This is a genomic window from Leeia aquatica (genome assembly GCF_012641365.1).
Classification (GTDB): domain Bacteria; phylum Pseudomonadota; class Gammaproteobacteria; order Burkholderiales; family Leeiaceae; genus Leeia; species Leeia aquatica.
Window position 1 is genome coordinate 482,495 of record NZ_JABAIM010000002.1, and the last position, 24,309, is coordinate 506,803.

A 24,309-nucleotide genomic window follows, 5' to 3' on the forward strand; every position below is an offset into this window, starting at 1 on the left:
GACCATGCCAGCCCATCCCTTGTGAGGCAGGCCGGCCAAAAAGCCACCATCAGCATGATGTCGTCCGTCCACCTTGCGGAACGGCGAGCTGCTATCCTGCAGCCGGGCGCTGGCAATGGCGATACTGCAGCTGGTGCAGGTCGGCCACGTTACTGCCTGAGGCTGCCACCACCAGAATCTCTTGCGCCAGCTCGGCAAAATCCGCGCGGAAATGCACCGAGCTCTTCAATACCAGAATGGCCTGTCGGGCAGGCTCCACCCCCAAATGGCGGAACATCGCCTGATCAGCAGCCTGCTGCTTGCGGCTGCTGACCAGTACCGTTACGCCGTTGCACCGCAGGCGGGCCATGGGCCCCAAGTCCATATGGCACCCTGCATAAAACGGCCCGGTACCCGTAAACTGACCATTGCCGAGCTGCTCCACCTGCCATGGGCCCGGTGCTGCGCCCCCGGCAGATGCGGCCGCGCCAATGGCGATATTCAGTACCGCCCCCACCCCTGCGGCATGCGCCGCCGCTGCCGCCTGTGGATCGCACAGTAGACCCAGGCAGGCCCCCTGCGCATCCGCTGCCAGCAAGGCATGGATCAGGTCTGCGGTATCGCTGTCGCCTCCGCCGCCCGGATTATCCTGCGTATCGGCCAGAATGATGGGCTGCGTGCCCACCTGCTTCATGGCATACGCCACCGCCTCATTCGCTTGCCACAAGCGCCCGGCAAACTGTCCGCGTGCACGCTGCAAGGCGTCATACAACTGCGCGGCGCCCGCATCGGCAGCCGCTTGCGTCTCGGCGTACACCAACACCGAGGGCGCGCTGTCCGGCACATCAGCCAGCGGGAAACCGGCAGCCAGTGAGGCGTAGCTGACACGGTCGCTCAAGGCTTCTGCCTCGCGCATCAGACTGGCCATCGGCTCGGCCAGCGTGCTCTGCCACGGCATCGGAATCAGGTAAGGCAGTTGCCGGAACGCATGGGCGTAGCGACGCCCCGCCAATAGCGCAGGCAACAGACTCACCGCGCGTTCGCCGCACTCCGCCATGTCCACATGGGGATAGGTCCGGTAGACCAGAATCAGGTCAGCCAGCTCGGTCATGCGCGGGGTGATGTTGGCGTGGAAATCCAGCACCACCACAATGGGCAGCTCCGGCCCGACCACCTCACGCACCCGTGCCAGCCAACCTTCATCCCCCGAGAACTGCGACTCGGTCACCATCGCGCCGTGCAGCTCCAGCAGCAAGGCGTCCAGCGGGCCTGCGGCACGCAACTGACGCTCGAAAATCCACCACAAGGCCTCGAAGGCATCGTCCGTCACCGGCCCGCATGGATTGGCGCTGGCCCAGCTGAGCGGCACCACCTGATGCCCTACCGCCTGTGCCGCCGCAATCATGCCGGACGCGGGCAGATTGACCCCGCGCAGCGCCGGAAGCATCTCTTCCCCGCACAGCAAGCCTGGCCAGGCATCGGCCTCGACAAAATTGCGGAAACGGGCGCGACTCGCTGCAAAAGTATTGGTCTCATGCTGCAGCCCGGCCACCCCGATACGTGCCATGCCTTTACTCCTTCGCCTGTGGCGAATCCAAAATCATCAAACAGCAAGGCCCCGGTGCTGGACCACCGGGGCACCGTCTTACAACATGCCGACGACGGCGCGGCGTGCAATTTCGCTATATTCCGCAGCGGTGAAAGCAATCGGGTTGGTACCACTCGAGCCATCCACCACTGCCATTTCACCCACTTGGGCCAGGCGGTCTTCGCCAATGCCCAAGGCCGCCAGCGTGTGCGGAATACCCAGCTCCTCGCGCAGGCGCAGCACCCAGTCGAGGAAGGCGGTAAACGAAGGGTTCGGCAGGTCCAGATAGCGGGCCAGCGCGGTGATGCGCTCTTCGATCACCGACTGGTTAGCTTTCAGCACATACGGCATCAGGATGGCGTTCAGCATGCCGTGGTGCGCGTCGTATAGCGCACCCAGCGGATGTGCCAGCGCGTGCATGCCACCCAGCCCGCGCTGGAACGCCGTCGCTCCCATGCTGCTGGCCACCAGCATCTGCATGCGGGCTTCCAGATCGTTGCCATCCTTGACCGCGCGCGGCAGGTAATCCTTCACCAGACGCATGCTTTCAATGGCGATCCCGGCGGCCATCGGGTGATAGAACGGTGAGCAATAGGCTTCCAGGCTGTGGCTCAGGGCATCCATGCCGGTGGCCGCCGTCAGCTTGGCAGGCAGACCGGTACTCAGCTCCGGGTCCAGAATCACCACTGCGGGCAGCATGCGGGCGTGGAAAATGATGCGCTTGATGTGGGCGGCATCGTCGGTAATCACCGAAGCGCGGCCCACTTCCGAGCCGGTACCCGCCGTGGTCGGCACCGCCACCACTGGCGCCATGCCTGCCACGTTGACGCGCAGGTAGTTGTCACCCACGTCCTCAAAATCCCACAGCGGACGGTCCTGCCCCACCATCAGCGCCACTGCCTTGGCGGCATCCAGTGCCGAGCCGCCACCGAAGGCGATCACGCCATCGTGCTGACCCGCCTTGTACGCCGCCACACCGTCCATCACGTTCTGGCCGGTCGGGTTACCCTTCACGCCGCTGAACACCGCACAGCCCAAGCCACCTTGCTTGCAGATGTCCACCGAGCGGGCAATCATCGGCAAACTGGCCAAGCCCGGGTCGGTAATCAGCAAGGGGTTCTTCATGCCCAGCGACTTGCACCAGTCGGCCAGCTCGGCAATGCGCCCGGCCCCCACCTTGACGGCGGTCGGGTAGTTCCAGTTAGCGCGGTAAGCGTTCATGTCAGTCATCGTGTTCAACTCCAGCTAGGCGCACGGCCGCAGCCGTGCGCGGGATCATTACAGGGCTTTCAGGTGGAAGGACTTCGGCCGGGTCAGGTGCTCATAGCCCACCGCGGAGAGCGTCGCGCCACGACCGGTGTTCTTCACCCCGGTCCAGGCCAGCGCCGGGTCCAGATAGTCACAACGGTTCATGAACACCGTGCCGGTCTCCAGCCGGTCGCCCAGTGCCAGCGCGGTGGCTTCGTCCTGGGTGAAGATGGACGCCGTCAGGCCGTAGGGGCTGTCGTTCATCAGATGCACGGCTTCGTCATCCGTGCTGACGGCCATGATGCCCACCACCGGGCCAAAGCACTCGTCGTTCATCAGCTGCATGGTGTGGTCGACATTGACGAACACTTGCGGCGCGACAAACGCCGTACCTTCCTGATCTTTCGGGAATTCACGCGGGTCAATCAGCGCCTTGGCCCCCTTGGCCAGCGCATCTGCCGTCACCGCACGAACGGCATTGGCTGCAGATACACGCACCACCGGACCCAGCGTGGTGTTTGGGTCCATTGGGTCGCCCAGCACATAGGTGCGGGTCAGGGCGACCGCCTTGTCGACAAACTGCTGGAACAGCGACTGGTGGACATAGATGCGCTGAATGCCGCAGCAGCTTTGCCCGGAATTGAAGAAAGCACCGTCTACCAGGGTTTCTACGGCGTGATCCAGATTGGCATCCGCCCGCACATAGGCCGGGTCATTTCCACCCAGCTCCAGACCGACGTGAATGAAGCGACCGGCAGCCGCCTGCTCCACCGCCTCGCCCCCGGCCACCGAGCCGGTAAAGCAGACGGCATTGACCTCCTTGGCCTTGATCAGGCTTTGCGTACCGGCGTGATCGGTATGCACGAATTGCAGCAAGCCATCCGGCAGCCCCACGTTGGCAAAGGCTTCAACAATGCGCTCAGCCGCCAGCGGCGTCTGCGCCGAATGCTTGAGGATCACCGCGTTACCGGCCATCAGTGCCGGGACGATGGCATTCACTGCGGTCAGCAGCGGATAGTTCCAGGGCGCAATCACCAGCACCACCCCGACCGGCTCGCGGCGGATGAAGCGGTTAAACCCGTCGATGGCAGCAGGCTTGACATCCTGCAGCGCGGAATCGGCGATTGAGATCATGTGGCGGGCACGGGCCTCGAATCCGGCCACCTCGCCCGGGGTATAGCGGATCGGGCGGCCCATCTGCCGGGTCAACTCGGCGGCAATCTCATCCTTGCGGGCCACAAAGGCATCCACGCCCTTGCCGACCTTGCTGGCGCGATCTGCCACAGAGGCCTGTTTCCAGGCTGCCTGGGCTTGCACCGCACGCTGCAGCGCACTGTGCAACTGGGCGGCGGTGGCATAGGCACGCTGAACGGCCACACTGCCGTCCGCCGGATTGATGGTGGTGAATTCTGTCGTCATGCTTTCCTCGATCAACAAAACGGACCGGCAACACCGTGCTGCCGGTCTGCTGAGTCTGGCCACCCGGCTGGGTGGCGATGCTCAGATGATTTCAAAATAACGCTGCAGTTCCCAGTCGGTCACGTGGCGGCGGAACTCGCGCTCTTCCCATTCGCGGGTAGCGGCAAAGTGGTCCACAAACGCATCACCGAACAGCACGCGGGCGGCTTCACTGCCCTTGAAGCGTTGCGCGGCTTCCCACAGGGTATTTGGCAGCTTGAGGTGATCGGGGAACTGTTGGGTATAGGCATTGCCCACCACCATCGGTTCCGGTTCCAGTTGTTGTTCAATACCGTACAGCCCCGCGCCCAGTGCGGCAGACAACGCGATATACGGGTTGGCGTCCGCCGAGCCGATCCGCACTTCCATGCGCTGCGACTTGTCGGAACCCGGAATCAGCCGCAAAGCGGTGGTACGGTTGTCGAGCGACCAGGTGGAATCCAGCGGGGCCCAGTAGCCCGGTACCAGGCGGGAGTAGCTGTTGACGGTGGCCGCGAACATGGACATGAACTCCGGCAGGTAACGCTGCACGCCTGCCATGAAGTGGCGCTGGGTCTTGCTCATGCCGTACTGCTGGCTCGGATCGTAGAAGGCCGACTTGCCACTGTTGCGATCGCGCAGCGAGAGGTGGATGTGACCGCTCTGCCCCGGGTAGTTGTGCGACCATTTGGCCATGAAGGTGGCCATCAGGTCGTTGCGCTGCGCCAGTACCTTGCAGAAGGTCTTGAACAGGAAGGCCTTGTCGGCGGCCGCACCGGCTTCATCCACGCCGATGGCCGCTTCCAGCACGCCCGGGCCGGTTTCGGTATGCAGCCCTTCAATCGACATGTCCATGTCTTCACTCAGCTTGAGCAGCTGGTGATAGAAATCGCTTTCCACGGTGCTGCGCAGGACGGAATAACCAAAGTAGCCCGGGGTCCACGGCGTCAGGTTCTGGTAATTCTTGGCCCGCACCGACTCCGGGGTTTCCTTGAACATGAAGAATTCGTACTCCAGCGCGGAGTAGGCGTCATAGCCCATGTCTTCAGCGCGCTTGAGCACCCGCTGCAGCAGGTTACGCGGGCACACTGTAGCCGCTTCTTCCACAAACTCGCACAGGAAGAACAGCATGTTCTGGCCGTTGACCTGCTCCAGCGGCAGCTCGCGGCAGGTTTCCGGCAGGATGCGTACCATGGCATCCGGGTAGGCGGTGTGCCAGCCGGTGTACTGGACGTTGTCGTACAGCTGGTCGTTCAAATCCCAGCCCAACACCACATTACAGAACCCAAAGCCGGACTTGAGGGCAGAAATGAATTTGTCCTTGGCCAGGTATTTGCCGCGCATGATGCCGTCGATATCCGACAGGCCCACCTTGACGTGGGTCAGGCCACGCGCTTCGATCAGCCGGATTGCATCTTCTGCGGTTTTGACTTCACGTGCTTGCATTGCTCACTCTTCCTTTGGCATCCACCGGTTTTGATTGGTGTGGGGGTCGCCCCTTGTTCGGGCTGTTGGAGGGCATGTTAGTCAGCGCAAGAATGGGCCGCCAACAAGTATCGTGCCCTCTAATTGAGGTCATTAGCCGCCCTAATCCCGACAGCATGGCTGGCTATTCATGTTGCTCAGCAGCATCATCGCCGACTCTTATGTCGGGCATTAACGCAATTAATGTTCATTGTCAGCCGTTGGTACCCCTTGCACACTTGCCCTGCGAAATCGGCCGCGTGCCGGTATCCGTTGCCATCAAAAGACTCAACATTTGCAGCAAGGGAGAAATCAGGGAGACATCAGCCCGCGAGTTGCACCGGAGCGCCAAGCAGGCGGCAAGCCCTGCAGCGTTCCCGCAGTAAAGGATCACCAAGAGACCCATCTGCCCACGTCAAGCAACAGCAACAAGAGGATGACCATGAGTACAGAACACAAGTCAGGTGCTGCAGCCGCAGCCGACGACGACGTCAAGCTGCTTCACAGCATGGGGTATGCGCAAGAACTGGCACGCACCATGAGTGGTTTTTCCAACTTCGCCATTTCCTTTTCCATCATCTGTATCCTGGCCGGTGGCATTACCGCCTTCCAGGGGGGCCTGAGTGCCGGAGGCGGTGCCTCTATTGGTATCGGCTGGCCGGTCGGCGCGCTGTTTGCGCTGGTGGTGGCGGCCGCCATGGCGCAAATTTCCTCCTCCTACCCCACCTCCGGTGGCCTGTATCACTGGGGCTCCATCCTGGGCGGCAAGGGTTATGGCTGGGCGACGGCCTGGTTCAACCTGCTGGGCCTGATTTTTGTGGTGGCCTCGGTGAATTTCGGTGTCTATGACCCCTTCTTCACCACCTTCATTGCCCCACTTCTCGGCATCAGCAGTGAAACCCTGACCGGGCACGTGCTGCAATTGGGCAGCTGGAAGATCAATCTGTTCCAGACCGGCTTCATTGCTGCGGTGACCGCCAGCCAGGCGCTGCTCAATCACATGGGCATCAAGATCACCACCAAGCTCACCGACCTGTCCGGTTACCTGATCTTTGTAGTGGCACTGGTGCTGACCGTGTCGCTGCTGGCCTTCTCCAAGACGCCGCTGGACTTCTCGCGCCTGTTCACCTTCACCAATCTGTCTGGCACTGAGGGTAGCTGGTGGCCGCAGAATGCCAACAGTGGCATGGTGTTCCTCTCCGGCCTGCTGCTGACCATCTATACCATTACCGGCTTCGATGCCTCAGCTCATACGTCCGAAGAAACCCATAACGCCTCGGCAAACGTGCCTAAGGGTATTTTGCGCTCGGTGATGTGGTCAGCGCTGTTCGGTTACATCATGATCTGCTCGTTTGTGCTGGTGATGCCGGACATTCCGAAGGGTGTGGCACAAGGTGCAGGCTTCCTCAGCTCGCTGCTGGATACCGTGCCGCACGGCCTCAAGGTGGCGCTGGGCATTGGCCTGTTCGTGGTCAACTACATCTGCGGCCTGGCCTGCCTGACCTCCACCTCGCGCATGATGTACGCTTTTGCCCGTGATGGCGGCCTGCCAGCGTCGCATACCCTGAAGCAGGTACACCACCACTATCGCACTCCGGTGACCGCCATCTGGGTCAGCGCAGCGCTGGCGTTTGTGGCTACCCTGTATGGCGATGCCTTCGTGGTACTGTCCACCGGCTGCGCCGTGTTCCTGTACATCTCCTACGTAATGCCGGTTGCGGCAGGCATTTTTGCTGAAGGCAAAACCTGGACCACCAAAGGCCCGTTCAACCTGGGCAGCTGGTCCAAGCCGATCGCGGTACTGGCTACTTTGGGTGGCGCAACCCTGGTGTTTGTCGGCGTACAGCCGCCGAACGACAAGGTGTTGTATCTGACCCTGGGCCTGTGCGCCGTGATGCTGGTGTTCTGGTGGGCGCTGGGTGAGCGTAACCGCTTCAAGGGCCCGCCGATCGGTGATACTGCCGCCAAGCGTGCGGATGCCATTCACCGCATCGAAGAGAGCTTCGACGAAACCGCCTGAGTACGCCCCTGTCGCACTCATGCCACAACGCCCTGCCCTGCAGGGCGTTGTGCTTTGTACTTACTGCTTCAGCAGCGTCCCTACTGAGACATGCGGCCAGTCGATGCCCGCAAAGTGGAGGATCACGGTCTGGGTGTACTGCAGCTGCATGAAGCGCTTGCCATCCGGCTGCTCCACCGTCTCAATCCAGAAAATGGTATCCACCCGGTTGGCATTGGCATTGCTGACAATAAAGGGAATATTCACCACCCCACCCTGCTGGGTGCTGCTCAGGCTGAGGGTGGTGGTGCTGACGATGTTCTGCTCCTTGATGGCATCTACCAGCGAGGCATTCGGGTTGCTAACCTGAAAGCCTGGCGGGACCGGTGCCGTCTGGTAAGGGTCCAGATAACCCAGCGGAAAAGGGGTAGGTCCGGTGGGCGTGGTGCTGACCGGCTGAATCTGCGGCGGCCCGGCATGGCTCAGCGCATTGCCGACCACCAGCATGGAATCCCCATGGGGAATGGTGGCCTGACGCACCACAGTAGGCGGCTCCGCCGGTGCGGTGGTGGAAGGCACATTCAGCCACAGCCCCGGCTCCAGATGCAGCAGCTCATTGCTGCTGGCATCGTTGACCCGCTGGAAATAGGTCAAACAGCCCATCTCGATGTCCCCTTGCAGGGAACCCCGGTTCGGGATCGGTGCCCCCACCGGGGTAAACACCAGCGATTCTTTGGTGGCATTGATCTTCAGCCGGAAAATGCTATTGCCCGCCTTGTTGGGCAGGGCAATCAGGTTAAAGCCATTGCCGATCCAGGTACCGGCCAGTTCGGCCAGCAGGCCTAGCGGATCGGCTGCCGGGTTGGTGGGCGCACTTGCGCGCAGGGTGGTCGCCATGAGGATGCTCCTGAGTGAGGGCGGGGGTGCCCGCCTTCAGCCTAGGCAAGCCTCCGTCAAGCTCAAGGAGATGACCGACAGCCGGTCCACAATCTGGACCAAGGAACAGGGGTCAGGCTTCCAGCGCGCGCCGGATCACCTGATTGAACGGCCCAATCCACTCGGGGGCAAACTGATTGTCACAGGCATTGATCTCGGCAATGGCACGCAAGGCCGAGCGATTTTGCCCGCGGTGCCGGTGCTTCTGCATCACGGCCTCGAAGGCATCGACAATCGCCAGCAGCCGGGCGCCATTGCAAATGGCTTCATGCGGCAGCCGGTTCGGATAGCCGGCACCATCCGGCATCTCATGATGCTGCAACACCATTTGTGCCGCATCCTGCCAGCCTTCTACCCGGGCCAACCACTCAGCGGCAAACCCCGGGTGAGTGTGCAGCGCCTGCCGGTCCGCGTCGGTCAGCCGCTCCACCTTCAGCCATACCGATTCCGGCAGGAACATCATGCCGATATCGTGGATATACACCGCAGCCTCCAGCTGCACCGGATCAATCAGGTTGCCTGCCTCGCGGTTGGTATCCTGCGCCAGACGCAGGTTGCGGGCCGTGCGCCCGCGCAGCAAAGGCGAGCGGCTCTCCAGCTGCAAAGCCAGACTGCGGAAGAAACGCAGGTCCTCCGCCACCCGCTCCGCACTCTTGGGGATGACCGAGCCACCCCGTGACGGCAGGCTGACCTGGGTTGGCCGAAAGCCGGTGACCGCTTCAATCAGCCCGGCCGCGGCAAGGTCCATCTGCCCCGCAGTTTGCGCGGCCAGTCGCTGCAACGCTTGCAGCAAGGCGGCCAGCCGCAGGCTTTCCAGCGGCTTGCGCTGCAGCAGCGCTTCCACCGCCATTTCCATTCGGTCCACCGCCAGCAGGATGGCCTCACCCAGCAGCTCACTGAACAGCAGCTCGCCACTGCGCAAGCGCGCCAGCACGGATTCGATCGGGTGCGCCAGCTCCACCGCCCACTCCACCCGGCACAGCGCCGCATCGCCTTTGATGTTATGGAAGGCGCGGAACAGCTCGACCAAAGGCATGGGTTCTGCAGGGTTGCGCTTAAGCCGTGCCACTTCACGCTCAATGGTGGTGGCATGATCCGCCAATCCTTCACGGAAATCCTGCAGACCTGCCGCATCCAGCACCAGCAAATGGTTCCAGTCCAACCCCACTCCCTTCTGCGGCAGCCCGATCAGTGCTGCCGCATGATCATTCGGCGCGGATCATCAGGATCGGCGTCACGGCCATGCGCATCACCCCCTCGGCCACGCTCCCCAGCAGCAAATGATCAAAGCCACGTTTGCCATGGGTACCCATCACCACAATATCCGCATTCCAGGCCTTGGCATCGTCCACGATCACACGGGAAATCCGTTCGCCATAGGTTTGATGCAGTTCGCTGTCCACTTGCACACCGGCTGCCTTGACTTCAGCTTCCGCCGTGGCCAAGACCTTGCGCCCGGCCTCCAGCAAGCTTTTCTGCAACTCGGAGGTATCAATGAACTCTGCGCCCCCCCAGAAAAACTGTGCCAGATCCACCACGTGTACCAGGCGCACCACGGCATGCTGGTCCTGCGCAAAGCGCACTGCCTCCTTCAGGGCTGCTGCAGAGGTGGTGCTGTCATCTACCGGTACAAAGATACGCTGATACATATCGACCTCCTGTTCACACATTGACCATTCCAGCCTATGCCTGCCCTCGACTTCATGTCTTGATCCAGGTCAGCCGAAACCACGTCCAGCGAGGAGATGCCCATATCTCAGTACAGGTTACCCCGCCAGGAAAAGCAAGCAAAGATTGCCAAGCACCCGCAGGATGCTACACTGGCAGCTATCCGGATTACCCGTGGTTTCCATGCCCAAACTGACCTTGCCTGCCCTGACCCGACATGACTTTCAGACCGAGATGCCGGTCTGCATCCAGCATGTCAACTATGGCAAGCACTTGGGGCATGATGCACTGGTCTCGCTGCTGCATGAGGCGCGAGTCCGCTTTCTGCACAGCCTCGGCCACACCGAGCTGAAAATCGGTGACGCCGGGCTGATCCTGCGTGACCTCGCCGTGCAATATCTGGCTGAAGCCTTCCATGGCGACCTGCTGCGCTTTCAACTGGCCGTTACCGAATGGCACCCGCATGGCTTTGAGTTGACGTATCAGGTCAGCCATGCCGCGAGCCGACAGCCAGTGGCCCGTGCACGAACCACCATGGTCTGCTTTGACTACACCAGCCGCAAGCCCCTGCGCCTGCCTGCTGACTTCCAAGCCCTGTTCCCCCCGTTGGAGACTGCCTGAATGAAACATTACGCCTTGAACAGCCCGGAAGCCATGGCACGCATCCTGGCGATGATGATCATCACCGATGCCGATGTGCACCCCCATGAAATCGAGCTGCTGGACGAGCTGAACATTTATGATGTGATCGGCATCAGCCGGGAAAGTTTTACCCAGGTGTTCCATGACTACCTGGGCGACCTGTCGGACGAAATGGATGCCGAGGGTCACGTCCAGCTGGTATCCAGCGCGCGGCTCGACGAGATGCTGGACTGCGTCACCGACCCGAAGAAGCGCTTGCTGACCGCTGCCATACTGCTGGATATCAGCAAGAGCGATCACGACCTGTCAGAAGTGGAAATTGCCGTATTTCAACACATACTCGCTCACTGGCACATCACACTGGATGACATCCAGTCTGCGATGTCGGAGCTGTAAGCATGTCCGAGCTGCGCTTTGCCGGTAGTGACCGCTATGTCGCGCCGCCGGAGCTGATGCTGGCCGTCAATGCCGCCATCACGCTGGAACGGCCACTGCTGATCAAGGGGGAGCCCGGCACCGGCAAAACCCTGCTGGCCGAAGAAATGGCCCGCGCCCTGCAGCTGCCCTTGCTGGCCTGGCACATCAAGTCCACCACCAAGGCGCAGCATGGCCTGTATGAATATGATGCTGTTTCCCGCCTGCGGGACTCACAGCTGGGGGATCCTCGCGTCTCCGACATTGGCCATTACATTGTGCGGGGCAAGCTGTGGGAGGCCTTTGATCGCGATGATCGCTGTGTACTGCTAATCGACGAAATCGACAAAGCGGATATCGAGTTCCCCAACGATTTGCTGCGTGAGCTGGACCGCATGGCGTTTGATGTCTATGAGACGCGGCAAACCATTACCGCCCGCCAGCGCCCTATCGTCATCATCACCAGCAATAACGAGAAAGAGCTGCCGGACGCCTTTTTGCGCCGCTGCTTCTTTCATTACATCCGTTTTCCGGATCGGGACACGCTGGCACAGATTGTCCGGGTTCACTACCCCACACTGCGCGATGAATTACTGCATGAGGCGCTGACCCTGTTCCTGGGGCTGCGTGAGCTGCCGTCGCTCAAGAAAAAGCCATCCACCTCCGAACTGCTGGACTGGCTGCATCTGCTGCAAGCCAAACAGATCGAAGCGGCGACCCTGCAAGCCCATGCCTCACAAGGGCGGGTACCCTTGCTGGGCGCCTTGTTGAAAACCGAGCAGGATATTGCGGGCCTCGGAAAGCTGGCCAGCCTGCTCAAGCGTTGACCCGGAGATCCCGGCATGACCTTGCCCACCGCTGTACGTATTGTCGAAGTTGGCCCGCGCGACGGGTTGCAGAACGAGAAACAACCGGTCGCAACCGAGACCAAGCTGGGCCTGATCCACCGCCTGGCAGAGGCTGGCCTCAGCACGATTGAAGCCACCAGCTTTGTCAGCCCGAAGTGGGTACCGCAAATGGCGGACCATGCAGAGATTGTCGCAGGACTAAAGCGCAAGCCTGGTGTCCGCTACCCGGTACTGGTGCCTAACCTCAAAGGGCTGGAAGGCGCGCTGGCCGCCGGGGTGGATGAAATCGCCGTTTTCGTGGCCGCCAGCGAGGCATTCTCGCAGAAAAACATCAACTGCAGCATTGCAGAGAGCCTGGAGCGGGTCGCCGCCGTGGTGGAAGGTGCGCGTGCAGCCGGCGTGCCAGTACGGGGCTATGTCTCCTGTGTATTGGGCTGTCCCTATGAGGGGGACATTGCCGCCTCGCAGGTGGTCAGCGTGGCAGACAGCCTGCACCAGATGGGCTGCTACGAGATTTCACTGGGGGATACCATTGGCGTTGGCACCGCAGGCAAGGCCCGCGCCTTGTTTGAACAGGTAAGCCGCAAGGTGCCACTGCCACAATTGGCCGGACATTTTCACGATACCTATGGCCAGGCCCTGAGCAATGTCTACGCCGCGCTGGAGGTCGGGGTATCAGTATTTGACGCTTCGGTGTCCGGTCTGGGCGGCTGCCCTTATGCCAAAGGCGCCACCGGCAACCTGGCCACCGAAGACCTGCTCTATCTGCTCAACGGGCTGGAGATCCACACCGGCGTGGACATGACCGCGCTGTGCGCAGCAGGCCAGTACATCTGTGATGCACTGGGCCGCCCCAGCCAGTCCCGCGTCGCCCGCGCGCTGGCTGCTCGCGCCAGCTGAGTCAGCGCAGGCCCTGCTGGCGCTGCCAGGCTTCGATCAGGGGTGCGAAGTCTGGCGGGTTGCCGGGGCTGGCAGGCACCCCAGGATCCAGCTCAAACCAGCATTGCGCGCTATCGGTCCAGATGTGCGCGCCCGGGCGCAACCAGCGGGTGTCATCCAGCGTACCGGGTTTGATGCTGAGAATGGCGGGCTGGTCCCGTAGCTGATGGAACAGCCGCGAGCCACACTGCGGGCAGAACAAGCAGTCCATGGTGCGCCCACTGGGCGTCTGACGGGTCCAGGTAGCGAGTTCGCCGCTGACCTCACGCGTCTGCACCCGACACCACAAACCCATGCCAAATGCGCTGGCAGACTGCCGCTGGCACTCCTTGCAGTGGCAGGCAAACACCAGCAAAGGCTCACCCATCACCCGGTAACGGCTAGCCCCACATTGACACTGACCTGATAGTTCCATCGCTGACCCCAGAGGGCAGAAGCACCAAAACAAAAAGCCCACTCAGGGAGCGGGCTTTTCAGTGAAAATCGCCGAAGCTTACTTCAGCTTGATTTCCTTGTAGATCACGTGCTTGCGGACAACGGGATCAAACTTCTTGATCTCCATCTTTTCCGGCATGGTACGCTTGTTCTTGGTGGTGGTGTAGAAGTGGCCGGTACCCGCAGTGGATTCCAGCTTGATCTTTTCACGCATGATTCAAACCTTTCATCGCTGGGGCCTCCATGAGGCCCCTGTTACCGTGGATTACAGCGCACCTGCTGCACGCAGATCAGCCAGAACGACATCGATACCCTTCTTGTCGATCAGACGCAGACCGGCGTTGCTCACGCGCAGACGAACCCAGCGGTTCTCACTTTCCACCCAGAACCGACGATATTGCAGGTTCGGCAGAAAACGACGTTTGGTTTTGTTGTTGGCATGGGAAACGTTGTTCCCCGTCATCGGCGCTTTGCCGGTGACCTGACATACTCGCGCCATGGCCCTGACTCCAGTTTCGTATAGCGGATTTCGGAAAAGCGTGATTTATACCATGCACGCCAAACTAACTCAAGCCCCGCGTGCGTTTTCTTCGCTATGAAGGGTGTCATTTGACAACAGCCAACCCTGCTCGGCGAAGGAGAGACTCTGGTTTCCCGCCACAATCACATGATCCAGCAAACGGATGTCCAGCAAGTGCAGTGCGCGTTGCAGCTTGCGGGTCAGCTGATGGTCAGCCGGACTCGCATCAGGCCGGCCTGATGGGTGATTGTGCGCCAGAATCAAGGAGGCAGCATGGCATGCCAGCGCCTGCTGGGCGACTTCACGCGGGTAAATCACGCACTGGTCCAGGGTACCCCGCGCCAGCTCGGCCGACTGGATCAGCCGGTGCTGGCTATCCAGAAACAGACCCAGCACCACCTCGCGTGGCAGGCGCCCCAGTCGCAAGCCCAGGTATTGCTTCACCGTCTTCACACTGCCCAGCACCGGCTGCTGCTGCATGTCTTCCAGCAGCGCACGCCGCGCCATCTCCAGCACCGCCTGCAGTTGCGCATACTTGGCCGCGCCCAGACCGCGTACGCTGGACACCTCGTCCTGCGACGCAGCGAACAAGGCATTCAGTGAGCCAAAGCGTTGCAGCAGCTGCCGCGCCAGGTCCACGGCGGACACGCCGGTCACCCCTACCCGCAGGAAGATCGCCAGCAACTCGGCATCCGACAAACTCTCCGCCCCGCGCTGTAGCAGTTTTTCGCGCGGACGCTCGTCCGCCGGCCAATCGGTAATCCGCACCCTGCCCTCCTCTTACGCCAGACGCATGGTCACCGCCCCGGCACCGATCAGACCCACTGCCAGCCAGCGCCGCCGCGACATCGGCTCTTTGAGCACCCATGCCGAGATCAAACAGGCAAACAGGATGGAGGTCTCGCGCAAGGCTGACACCATGGCGACCGGTGCCCGTGTCATCGCCCACAACGCCACCCCATAGGAGCCCAGCGTAAACGCGCCCCCCACCAATGCCCGCCCACCCTGCTGCCGCATCTGCAACAGCAAAGGCTCCCGCTGTGCATACCAGGCCCAGAGCAGGATCGGTACCGCAGCGACAAAGAAAATCCACAGCGTGTACACCAGTGCATGGCCGGATGCCCGTACCCCCATGCCATCATTGAGGGTGTAGATCGCAATCACCACGGCATTGAGCAGGGCATAGCGCGCCCCCTTGCCCTGCTGGCGCAACACCCGCCAGGAGCCCAGCAGACCAAACACCCCGCCACAGATCAGCAGCACCGCCAGCCAGCCGGTTGCGCCCAGGCTCTCCCCAGTCAGGGGACGAGACACCAGCGCCACCAGCATTGGCGCACTGCCGCGCATGATCGGGTAGGTCTGGCTCATGTCGGCATGATGGTAAGCAGCTGCCAGCAAGGCAAAGTAAAACACTTGCAGCACGATCGACAGCAGCACATGCGGCCAGGCCGCTGCCGCCATCATCGGCAGGAACAGCAGGCCGACGCCGGACAACACGCCGGAGGCACCCGCCACCAGGGTGGTCATCATCAGCTTGTTCCCCGCCGATTTGACCATCGCATTCCAGCTGGCGTGCATCAAGGCGGCAAACAGTACCCACAGCAATACCTGCGTATCCAAACCATCTCTCCAAGGCCGATCTTCCATCCTGCGACCCGGTCGGTAGCGCGTCAAGGACCAATCCCGCCAGTCTGCAATATTTCCGCAGGCCACTGCGCAAGGGGAGTCGCTGGTGCGATAATGTGCCTTTGACCTGCCCAGCCGGGCAGCGCTTGTTTTATTGGAGTTCCTGCATGGCGTTTCCGATCAAGCATCTGGTCCTGGGTGTGACCGGTGGCGTAGCCGCGTACAAGGCCGCAGAGCTGACCCGCTTGCTGGTCAAGGCCGGTGTCGGCGTGCGTGTGGTGCTCACCGAAGGGGGCAGCCGTTTTGTCACCCCGCATACTTTTCAGGCCCTCAGCGGTCGGCATGTGTTTACCGACCTGTGGGATAACCGGGTACCCAATGGCATGGCGCACATCGACCTGTCGCGGGAAGCCGATGCCATCCTGATCGCCCCGGCCAGTGCCGACTTCATGGCCAAGCTGGTACACGGCACTGCCGACGACCTGCTGTCCACCCTGTGCCTGGCGCGAGATTGCCCGCTCTTGCTGGCCCCGGCCATGAACCGCCAGATGTGGGAAAACCCGGCTACCCAGCGCAATGTGCGGCAGTTGAAAGCCGACGGTATCACGCTGTTTGGCCCGGATGCTGGCGAACAGGCTTGTGGAGAGAATGGCATGGGCCGCATGCTGGAGCCTGAGGCGCTGATGGCGATGCTGGAAGGCCACTTCCAGCCCAAGCCGCTGAAGGGCTGCAAGGTATTGGTCACCGCCGGCCCCACCTTTGAACGCATCGACGCGGTGCGCGGCATCACCAATCAGAGCTCAGGAAAGATGGGCTTTGCCGTCGCCCGCGCAGCACAGGAAGCTGGAGCCGAGGTGATTCTGGTGGCTGGCCTCGTCAGCCAGCCCACCCCTTACGGTGTCAAACGCATTGATGTGGAAAGCGCGCAGCAGATGCAGCAGGCGGTAAACGCGCATATCAGCGTGCAGGACTTGTTCATTGCTGTCGCCGCTGTGGCGGACTATCACCCGCTGCAGCAGCATGAGCAAAAGCTGAAAAAAGACGCACAGATCATGCAGATCGAACTGGCGCCGACGGTCGACATCCTGGCCAGCGTTGCCAGCCTGCCGCGCCCGCCGTTCTGCGTGGGCTTTGCCGCCGAGAGTCAGAACCTGCTGGACTACGCCGAGCAGAAGCGCAAGCGCAAGCGCCTGCCGCTACTGGCTGCCAATCTGGTACAGAATGCTTTTAACAGTGACGACAATGAACTGGTGCTGCTGGATGATCACGGCCGTACCCCGCTGCCGCGTACCGACAAACTGGACCAGGCCCGGCAACTGATCGCCCATGCCGCCCGCCTCTACCATGCTGGCGGCAGCCCTGCGCCTGCGGCCCGCACCCTTGACCGTAAAGCCTGAACCCTGAGGAACCGACCGTGAGTACCCGCCTTTCCGTCAACCTGAACAAGGTCGCCCTGATCCGCAACTCGCGCGGCCATAACCAGCCAGACCTGCTGCAGGTGGCGCTGGACTGCGAGCGCTTTGGCGCCGAAGGCATTACCCTGCACCCTCGCCCGGACCAACGCCATGCCCGCTATGATGACTTGCCGCTGATGAAGCAGCACCTGCGCACCGAGCTGAACGTGGAAGGCAACCCGACCCGCGCCTTCATCGACGCCGTGCTGGCCGTCTGCCCGGCACAAGTGACGCTGGTGCCGGATGCGCCCGATGCGCTGACCTCCAACGCGGGGTGGGATACCATCCAGCATCAGGGCTTTCTGAAGGAGGTGGTGGCGGAGTTCAAGCAGCACGGCATCCGCACCTCCCTGTTCATCGACCCGCAACCAGCAATGGCCGATGGCGCACTGGCCTGCGGTGCCGACCGGGTAGAGCTGTATACCGAGGCCTATGCCCGCCAGTTCAGCAGCGACCCCGCTGCCGCGCTGGCACCCTATCTGGCCACCGCTGAGCGTGTGCAGCAGCTGGGCCTGGGCCTGAACGCCGGGCATGACCTGAACCTGGATAACCTGCGCTACTTCCAGAGGCATATCCCTGGCCTGCAGGAAGTCTCCATCGGCCACGCGCTGGTGTGTGACGCCCTCTACTTGGGGCTGGAAGAAACCCTGCGTCGCTACCTGACCGAATGCCGCGCCTGATCCATGACCACCCACACTGATCGAAACATGAGCACACCACAGATTGACCTGAAGATTCTGGACAACCGCCTGCGCGAGCAGCTCCCTGCCTATGCTACCCCCGGCGCCGCCGGGCTGGACCTACGCGCCTGCATCGAACATACCCTGATCCTCGCCCCCGGCCAGACTGAACTGGTGCCCACCGGCATCGCCCTGCACCTGGCCGATCCGGGCCTGGCGGCCATGATCCTGCCGCGCTCCGGCCTCGGCCACAAGCATGGCATCGTACTCGGCAATCTGGTCGGGCTGATTGACTCGGATTATCAGGGGCAGATCTTCGTCTCACTGTGGAACCGGGGCAGCACCCCGTTCACCCTCTCCCCGCTGGAGCGTATCGCCCAGCTGGTAGTGGTGCCGGTCTTGCAAGTGGGCTTCAACATCGTGGATGACTTCACCGCCAGCGAACGCGGTGAAGGCGGCTTTGGCAGCACCGGCAAAGCCTGAGGTCACATCACACCCATGAAAAAGGGGCAGCACAGGCTGCCCCTTTTTCATGCATATACGCAGTTAAGGCATCAGGCACCGGCCTCATCCGCCGCCTTCATGTCACGTGTATTTTTCTGCACCGCAATCGCAGCAAACAGGCTCAGCACATAGGCAATGGCGTAAAAACCCTTCTCGCTCGGTGCCAATGAAGCATTCCACAAACCCACGCCCAGCAACAGCAAGGCCATCCCCAGTGATACCCAGCACAGCCCGAGGTACAGGCCCGTCACCGGAATATCCTCCAGCCGGTCGCGCACGCTCTTTTGCAGCGATACGGCGGAAAACAGACCATACATCAGCACCGTAAAGTAATACCCACGTTCGTTCAGCATCATTGCCTTTTCATCGGCATTCCACAGCCCATAGCAGTAGGTCAGCACACCGGCAAACAGCGCGAGCCATGATGCGCCGATAAATGCCGCTGAAGGTCGTTGGTATTGTACGGACATGCCTGATCTCCCTGTTGTTGGCACCGCAAGCCCCAGACTCAGGGCCATGCGATAGGTGAGCCCATCATGTCACGCCCATTTCAGTATGACAAGACAACGAGACACAGCACGTACAGGGTAGCAAAAAATGACACCAAGGAGGTGCATGCTTCGAACTCATGCACAGCGATGCCGGGTGTCACATGCCTCAATCCGCAGCGATCATTCAGTGTGCTTGGTGACTGAGGCTTAACCACTCAGCAGAGGTCAACACGGTAGCGTACTCACCATGCAGGTTCGCCAAGGCCATGGCATGCACCTCCTGCGCAGTGCGCGGGACGCCGTCATGATCCTGCCCTTTGAACGCAAAGCAGGCATCCGCAATCACAAAGGTCTTGAAACCCAGATTGCCACCACTGCGCGCGGTCGACTCCACCGAGTTATTGGTACTGACCCCGACAATCACGATACGGTCGATACCGCGTACATGCAGCCAGCGCTCCAGCCCGCTATGCACAAAAGCATCCGGCACATTCTTCTCCACCACATGCTCATGCGGCAAAGGCTGCAAAGCCGGCTGAAACTCCACCCCCAGCTGCCCCGGCCAGAATGGTGAACCCGGTGTACGCGAAATGTGACGCACATGCACAATCGGCGCCCCACGCTGGCGCCACTCCGCCAACAGCGCGGCAATCACCGCCTCCGCACCAAGGTTATTGCGCACATCCGGCGCAGGCCAGCTCATACCCTGCTGCATGTCGATGATGATCAAAGCCGGAAGAGTAGACATGTTTGATTGCTTTAAAACCCGTAAGCATCACCTTGTACACGAGCACACGCCACCATGGCAACCCTGTCTAGCCGCGTGTCTGCTCATTCAAAAAAGAAACGCTTGATCTCACAGGAGATGCCAGCAAAGCAAAACAGCCTGCATCACTGCAGGCTGTTTTCAGGTACTGGTGGGCCCCCCGGGAGTCGAACCCGGCACCAACGGATTATGAGTCCTCGCAAAGATTCAGTCATATCATTAACATGACTATCAATTTGCTCCGCAAATCCCTGCTATACGGGAGGGTGGCAAGCCGCGCGGGTGCTGGATGTCTACAATGCTTGCGTAGCGGCATTCACTGATACACAGCAAGTAGTCAGCTTTCACGAGCTCTCTAAATTGCTGGATCGGCTTATCTTGGTCGTCTTAACGATACCCGGTAGCATGGGTGAGGGATGACATCAGCAACCCATTACAGGGTAGCCAGTGCCGGTCTCACATAAACGGCACCTATACGCATATCTATGGTTATTGTGCTCAACGTTGAGCTAGTGCCAGGCAATATTCACCTTATTACTGATTAAAACGGTCAATGCCAAGTCTAAAACCCTACAATTCATCAGCATATTCTTCATTACAAAAGACTGCAACCGACACATCATTTTCAAACCATACCTGCAAGCCTAGCGAATAATATTCATATGGGGTTTGGTATGTATCATCATAAACACAAACCAAATCACCAACTTCATCTGGAGCCCCAAATTTCTTATTAAAATCCTCGCTTTTCCTTCCAATTAGCTGAAAATCATCAACAAGAGCGTCCCCAAAACAATAGACACAAACCACAGCATCATTCCTTACGTAGCATTTTTTTCCGTCCTCCTTTTGAAAAGTCCGCCAATTTGTAATATCATCCACCCCCGCCATATCCTCCAAATACCCCAACCCCTCTATTTCATTGACACACATTCCGAACTTAATATCATCCACGCCAATTAAAGGATAAACAATAATCATTTCATCAACCTTTCGTCCAATGCGTTTCACCTTTCCTTCTAGACTCTGCGGTTTCACGAATATTTTTTATCTTTTGTTCAATTTTAATTCTATCTCTACGACCAAGGCCTGGCTCATTCAGCTTCTCCCTTAATGCCTCAATTTGCTTTTCAGCTTTTGATAATGCATTAGGATCACCATGTGCATCGCTCTTCCCTGTAGCATTTTTCCTTTTTTCATCAACATTAGTTACACAATCATTATTGTGCACCCAAGTCGAGAATTTCCCAACGAAGTATGTGTGATAACCATCTACAGTGAAATTGAATGTGCTCTGCTTGAAAGCATCTTTGGTGATGGCCTTCACAACAACCAATGAACCTTGCCGCTCACTGTGAAGCCTGTCACCTACAGCAAGCTGTTCAGCTGGGGTCCAGCCCTTTCCTACTACAAAGAATGGATGCTCGTCGGTCACCCCTAGCTTTTCCAGCTGATTGCTAGCTTGGTCCTGCAGTTCCAGATTAAGGATAGGCCGGCCATACCGGCGATAAATGTGACTAATCGCCTTATATGCCACTTCTCCTGTTTCATCATTGCGCGACAGAACCTGGTCGCCCAGTGCGATATCCTGTATCTCACGCAGCCCACCCGGCGTCTGTACCAATGTTCCTGCAACAAAACAGCGGCATGGAAATTTTTTACCTGCCGCATTTGCAGCAGCTAATTCTTCTTGCGCAACTTTACTAAGAAACAATCCACTTCGAGCAATAAATATCGCCCCAATATTAGTAACACTCAGGAGAGTATACTCCCCATCAATCATTTGATAGCGCCCAGTCAACTTGTCTACCATGTTGACCAGCTCATTCGTCAAACGCCTCGGTTTATTTGGATTGTATTGAATATCGTAGCCAAGTAGTTGCATGTATGAGGCAACTCTATACTCCCACTCTGCTGGGGTCATCCCAGCCTGCAGAGGCGTCTTGCTCGTAAGCAGCATCGCATTCTTGTATATCTCACGTGCATACGCCTCGATATGGCGCTCGACACTTGGCTGAGTATCATATGCTCGCGTTGACTTATCACCATGCTCACGCGGCTCACTCCCCCAACCCCGGGTGTCTTTCGACCCCGCAGCAGAACCATCAGGGTTCGTATTGCCGCCGCCAGGCCCGCCCCCCCAGCCACCATCACCCCAACGGTCATAGCCATCCGGGTCGGTGTAGGTCAGCGGGTTGTTGGTGACATAGGCATAGCGGTTATAGCCTTGAAGTTCTTCAGAGAAAGTAAGATTGGGATCCCCGCTCATAAACCGAGCAATCGTCGGATCATAAATCCGCCCGTTCATGTGGATCAGACCCAGTTCGTCCAGGTGTTCGTGCCCGGTGTAGCCGCGGTCGGTGGTGATGCCGATCAGGTTGTTCGGCGGCAGGTTGGGGTCGGTCTGGCCGTTGGCGTTGCCCGATGCAAAGCGGCGTTTGCCCCAGGCGTCGAAGCCGAGGCTTTCCAGCAGGCCGCCGCTGGCGTTGAGTACGGCGCGGTTGCTGCCGAGGTGGTCTTTCAGCCAGTAGCGCTCTTCTGCGGGGAGTTCGCCCACGCCGGGGTTGTCGCGGGTGAGGTAGTCTCCAACCACATCTCCGTTGGCGGTGAGGTAGTGGTGGTGTTCGGTCTTGCCGTCCTTGCTGGTCTTTTCGTAGAACAGGCCGGCTCCGGCAGCGGGGTTGATGTAGATCTGGGTGCCCCAGACGCTGGATACTTGCTTAACCCGTTCGTGTTCGGCGTCGTAGCTGTAGGTTTCGCTTTGGCCATAGCCCTGGATGGTGGCGGGCAGGTTGAAGCTGGTCCAGCTTAGGGTGCGCTGGCCGTCGTTCAGCAGGTTGCCGTTGGCGTCGTAGTTGAAGCTGCGGATGCTGCTGCCGTTGTTAATGCTGCTGACGGCGTGCGGGCGGGCTGTGCCGGGGGCGGGGTAGCTGTAGCTGCCGACGGCGGTTTTGTAGAGGATGTTGCCGAGTTCGTCGTACTGGACTTCCTGGGTGCTGACCGGGGCGTCGCCGCTGCTGAGGGTGAGCCGGTTGAGGGCGTCGTAGGTGAAGCGGTCGGTGGCGAGGTTGCCGTTGGCGTATTGGCTGTTGCGCTCGAGCAGGTTGCCGACTTTGTCCCAGCTGTAGACTTCGCGGAAGCGGAGGTCGCCGGAGAGGCTGGCTTCGGTTTGCTTGAGGCGGTCGAGTTCGTCGTACTGGCGTTGGGTGGTGACGCCGTTGCCGAGGGTGTCTTGCAGGACTTTGCCGCTGGCGCTCAGGGTGTTGGCGGTCCAGTAGACGCGGCCGCTCTGGCTGTTCTTGAGCTGGTAGGCGTAGCCTTGGGCGTTGTAGAGGTAGTCGACCTGTACGCCGGTGGGGTAGCTGTAGCCGCTGACCCGGCCCAGGCTGTCGTAGCGGGTTTGCTTGACGTAGGGGGTGGGCTGGTCGATGGTGTAGCGGACTTCTTGTTCGCGGCCGTAGGCGTCGTATTGGTATTCGCGGACGTAGCCATTGGTGGCGGTGGCTTTGGCGAGCTTGCCGATGCCTTTGCTGGCGGTGTCGTATTCCCAGGCGGAGTTGAAGTCGGCTTCGGTGCGGGCAATCAGGCGGCCGAGGCTGTCGTAGCTGAGGGTGGTGCTGTTGCCTCGGGCGTCGGTCTGGCCGGTGAGTTCGCCGTAGACGTTGTAGCTGTAGTTCCAGGCACCGAGGTCGGGGTCGCTCATGCGGGTCTTGCGGCCGCGCAGGTCGTATTCCAGTGCGATGCGGTTGCCCTGACTATCTATGGTCTGTACCAGATTGCCGAAGGGGTCGTAGTCGTAGCGCAGGCTCTTGCCGGCGGCATCGACCACTTTGACCAATTGACCCTGGCTGTTGACGGTCTTGACGTTGGTCTGCAGCTTGGCGTTGGTTAGCGTGGTGTCGAGGCCGTTGTAGCTGTACTGGTTGTAGCCTGCATCCGGCCGGGTTTCTTTGGTGACCCGGCTGAGGGCGTCGTATTCGTACACCGTCCAGCGCGGCGTGTCTCCCGGGTAGTAGGGGTCGCTCTTGCGTTTGACGCGGCCGAGTTCGTCGTATTCGGTGTCCACCAGGGAGGTACGGCCATCGAAGCCGACAACGCTGGAGCGCAGGGTGCGCCCCAGGCCGTCAATATAGTCCGTCACATCCGGCTGGCCATTGGTGTGGCGGGAGAGCTTGTAGCTGCACCCGGCCAGCTCGCTGCAGAAGGCATAGGTCCAGCTGGTGACGATCCCATCGACACTGGTGGACTTGATCTTGCGGCCCAGCCCATCGTACTCATAGCTGACGCTTAACTGATTGCCATCGGTGGAGGTTTTAATCTGCCCCCACACCGGATCCAAGACCAGACTGGTCTGCTGTCCTTTGGCGTTCTCGGTGCTGACCGGCAGACGGCCTTGGGTGTCGTAGGTGGTCTTGCGGGTACGGCTGGTGACGCCCTGGCCGGAGACCGTGGTATTGGTCACATTGCCCCAACCATCTAGCGTGTAGTCTGTCTGCAGGCGCAGCGCGGGATTATCCGGCTCAACGACTTCCTGCTTGAGCGCCCCTTGTGCGTCATAGCTGTAGCTCACAGTTCGGGTGAGGCTGGCGGCGTCAGCGGCGGACCACAGCGTAGCTAGCAGCAGTGGCAGGGTACGGATTATCGGCATCTTATGCATAGTGTTTTTCATGG

At 60.2% G+C, this 24,309-nt stretch carries 24 protein-coding genes and 1 tRNA gene; 8 read left to right on the forward strand and 17 right to left on the reverse strand.

Going from position 1 to position 24,309, the window contains the following annotated elements:
- Positions 1 to 91: 91 nt before the first annotated feature.
- From HF682_RS11435 to HF682_RS11450, 4 genes are all read right to left on the reverse strand, one after another.
- Positions 92 to 1,546: a M81 family metallopeptidase gene (locus tag HF682_RS11435; protein WP_168877417.1), complete on the reverse strand. Its 1,455-nt coding sequence runs from the start codon at positions 1,544 to 1,546 to the stop codon at positions 92 to 94.
- Between the two features lie 78 nt (positions 1,547 to 1,624).
- The gene (locus tag HF682_RS11440; RefSeq protein ID WP_168877418.1) at positions 1,625 to 2,797 is read right to left on the reverse strand and encodes an iron-containing alcohol dehydrogenase; all 1,173 of its coding nucleotides are present in this window, start codon (positions 2,795 to 2,797) and stop codon (positions 1,625 to 1,627) included.
- A 48-nt stretch (positions 2,798 to 2,845) separates the two neighbouring features.
- Entirely contained in the window at positions 2,846 to 4,234 is a 1,389-nt protein-coding gene (locus HF682_RS11445) for an aldehyde dehydrogenase family protein (RefSeq protein WP_168877419.1), read from the reverse strand.
- 81 nt (positions 4,235 to 4,315) lie between these two features.
- Positions 4,316 to 5,698 (reverse strand): glutamine synthetase family protein, encoded by a 1,383-nt coding sequence (locus tag HF682_RS11450; protein WP_168877420.1) that lies wholly within the window; start codon positions 5,696 to 5,698, stop codon positions 4,316 to 4,318.
- Between the two features lie 460 nt (positions 5,699 to 6,158).
- On the opposite strand from HF682_RS11450, the gene HF682_RS11455 reads away from it, so the two are divergent.
- Entirely contained in the window at positions 6,159 to 7,736 is a 1,578-nt protein-coding gene (locus HF682_RS11455) for an amino acid permease (RefSeq protein WP_205882037.1), read from the forward strand.
- 60 nt (positions 7,737 to 7,796) lie between these two features.
- On the opposite strand, the gene HF682_RS11460 is transcribed toward HF682_RS11455, so the two are convergent.
- From HF682_RS11460 to HF682_RS11470, 3 genes are all read right to left on the reverse strand, one after another.
- Positions 7,797 to 8,612: a heme-binding protein gene (locus HF682_RS11460; protein ID WP_168877421.1), complete on the reverse strand. Its 816-nt coding sequence runs from the start codon at positions 8,610 to 8,612 to the stop codon at positions 7,797 to 7,799.
- 112 nt (positions 8,613 to 8,724) lie between these two features.
- Positions 8,725 to 9,813 carry an HD domain-containing phosphohydrolase gene (locus HF682_RS11465; RefSeq protein ID WP_205882038.1) on the reverse strand — a complete coding sequence of 363 codons (1,089 nt, stop codon included), beginning with the start codon at positions 9,811 to 9,813 and terminating at the stop codon, positions 8,725 to 8,727.
- Positions 9,814 to 9,856: 43 nt separating this feature from the next.
- Complete coding sequence (locus tag HF682_RS11470) at positions 9,857 to 10,300, reverse strand: universal stress protein (protein ID WP_168877422.1); 444 nt, start codon at positions 10,298 to 10,300, stop codon at positions 9,857 to 9,859.
- Positions 10,301 to 10,502: 202 nt separating this feature from the next.
- Between HF682_RS11470 and HF682_RS11475 the strand changes: the two genes are divergently transcribed.
- The 4 genes from HF682_RS11475 to HF682_RS11490 are packed head-to-tail and all read left to right on the forward strand — an operon-like array spanning position 10,503 to position 13,123.
- Positions 10,503 to 10,940, forward strand: coding sequence for an acyl-CoA thioesterase (locus HF682_RS11475; RefSeq protein WP_168877423.1), 438 nt, complete (start codon positions 10,503 to 10,505; stop codon positions 10,938 to 10,940).
- Positions 10,941 to 11,357 carry a hypothetical protein gene (locus tag HF682_RS11480; protein WP_168877424.1) on the forward strand — a complete coding sequence of 139 codons (417 nt, stop codon included), beginning with the start codon at positions 10,941 to 10,943 and terminating at the stop codon, positions 11,355 to 11,357. It begins immediately after the preceding gene.
- A 2-nt stretch (positions 11,358 to 11,359) separates the two neighbouring features.
- Complete coding sequence (locus HF682_RS11485; protein WP_168877425.1) at positions 11,360 to 12,202, forward strand: AAA family ATPase; 843 nt, start codon at positions 11,360 to 11,362, stop codon at positions 12,200 to 12,202.
- A gap of 15 nt (positions 12,203 to 12,217) precedes the next feature.
- Complete coding sequence (locus tag HF682_RS11490) at positions 12,218 to 13,123, forward strand: hydroxymethylglutaryl-CoA lyase (protein WP_168877426.1); 906 nt, start codon at positions 12,218 to 12,220, stop codon at positions 13,121 to 13,123.
- A 1-nt stretch (position 13,124) separates the two neighbouring features.
- Here the strand turns inward: HF682_RS11490 and HF682_RS11495 are convergent, their stop codons facing one another.
- The 5 genes from HF682_RS11495 to HF682_RS11515 form a co-directional block, all read right to left on the reverse strand.
- Complete coding sequence (locus tag HF682_RS11495; protein ID WP_168877427.1) at positions 13,125 to 13,577, reverse strand: GFA family protein; 453 nt, start codon at positions 13,575 to 13,577, stop codon at positions 13,125 to 13,127.
- A 78-nt stretch (positions 13,578 to 13,655) separates the two neighbouring features.
- On the reverse strand, positions 13,656 to 13,811 hold the full coding sequence (gene rpmG / locus HF682_RS11500; protein WP_168877428.1) for a 50S ribosomal protein L33: 156 nt from the start codon (positions 13,809 to 13,811) through the stop codon (positions 13,656 to 13,658).
- A 51-nt stretch (positions 13,812 to 13,862) separates the two neighbouring features.
- Positions 13,863 to 14,096, reverse strand: a complete 234-nt coding sequence (gene rpmB / locus HF682_RS11505) for a 50S ribosomal protein L28 (protein ID WP_168877429.1) — start codon at positions 14,094 to 14,096, stop codon at positions 13,863 to 13,865.
- Positions 14,097 to 14,165: 69 nt separating this feature from the next.
- The gene (radC, locus tag HF682_RS11510; protein WP_168877430.1) at positions 14,166 to 14,885 is read right to left on the reverse strand and encodes a RadC family protein; all 720 of its coding nucleotides are present in this window, start codon (positions 14,883 to 14,885) and stop codon (positions 14,166 to 14,168) included.
- A gap of 12 nt (positions 14,886 to 14,897) precedes the next feature.
- Complete coding sequence (locus tag HF682_RS11515; protein ID WP_168877431.1) at positions 14,898 to 15,737, reverse strand: EamA family transporter; 840 nt, start codon at positions 15,735 to 15,737, stop codon at positions 14,898 to 14,900.
- A 173-nt stretch (positions 15,738 to 15,910) separates the two neighbouring features.
- Between HF682_RS11515 and coaBC the strand changes: the two genes are divergently transcribed.
- From coaBC to dut, 3 genes are read left to right on the forward strand one after another with little or no spacing between them, the layout of a single operon-like run.
- Complete coding sequence (gene coaBC, locus HF682_RS11520; protein ID WP_168877432.1) at positions 15,911 to 17,140, forward strand: bifunctional phosphopantothenoylcysteine decarboxylase/phosphopantothenate--cysteine ligase CoaBC; 1,230 nt, start codon at positions 15,911 to 15,913, stop codon at positions 17,138 to 17,140.
- A 17-nt stretch (positions 17,141 to 17,157) separates the two neighbouring features.
- Complete coding sequence (locus tag HF682_RS11525; RefSeq protein ID WP_168877433.1) at positions 17,158 to 17,877, forward strand: pyridoxine 5'-phosphate synthase; 720 nt, start codon at positions 17,158 to 17,160, stop codon at positions 17,875 to 17,877.
- A 27-nt stretch (positions 17,878 to 17,904) separates the two neighbouring features.
- Entirely contained in the window at positions 17,905 to 18,360 is a 456-nt protein-coding gene (dut, locus tag HF682_RS11530; protein ID WP_168877434.1) for a dUTP diphosphatase, read from the forward strand.
- A gap of 71 nt (positions 18,361 to 18,431) precedes the next feature.
- Here dut and yiaA read toward each other — a convergent pair whose 3' ends face one another.
- The 5 genes from yiaA to HF682_RS11555 form a co-directional block, all read right to left on the reverse strand.
- Positions 18,432 to 18,851 (reverse strand): inner membrane protein YiaA, encoded by a 420-nt coding sequence (gene yiaA, locus HF682_RS11535; RefSeq protein ID WP_168877435.1) that lies wholly within the window; start codon positions 18,849 to 18,851, stop codon positions 18,432 to 18,434.
- Positions 18,852 to 19,056: 205 nt separating this feature from the next.
- Positions 19,057 to 19,620, reverse strand: a complete 564-nt coding sequence (locus HF682_RS11540) for a cysteine hydrolase family protein (RefSeq protein ID WP_168877436.1) — start codon at positions 19,618 to 19,620, stop codon at positions 19,057 to 19,059.
- Between the two features lie 167 nt (positions 19,621 to 19,787).
- A tRNA-Ser gene (locus HF682_RS11545) sits at positions 19,788 to 19,890 on the reverse strand.
- A 318-nt stretch (positions 19,891 to 20,208) separates the two neighbouring features.
- Positions 20,209 to 20,649 (reverse strand): hypothetical protein, encoded by a 441-nt coding sequence (locus tag HF682_RS11550; RefSeq protein ID WP_168877437.1) that lies wholly within the window; start codon positions 20,647 to 20,649, stop codon positions 20,209 to 20,211.
- Positions 20,624 to 24,307 carry a polymorphic toxin-type HINT domain-containing protein gene (locus HF682_RS11555; protein WP_168877438.1) on the reverse strand — a complete coding sequence of 1,228 codons (3,684 nt, stop codon included), beginning with the start codon at positions 24,305 to 24,307 and terminating at the stop codon, positions 20,624 to 20,626. Before HF682_RS11555 ends, HF682_RS11550 begins: the two co-directional genes overlap by 26 nt.
- Between the last annotated feature and the right edge of the window lie 2 nt (positions 24,308 to 24,309).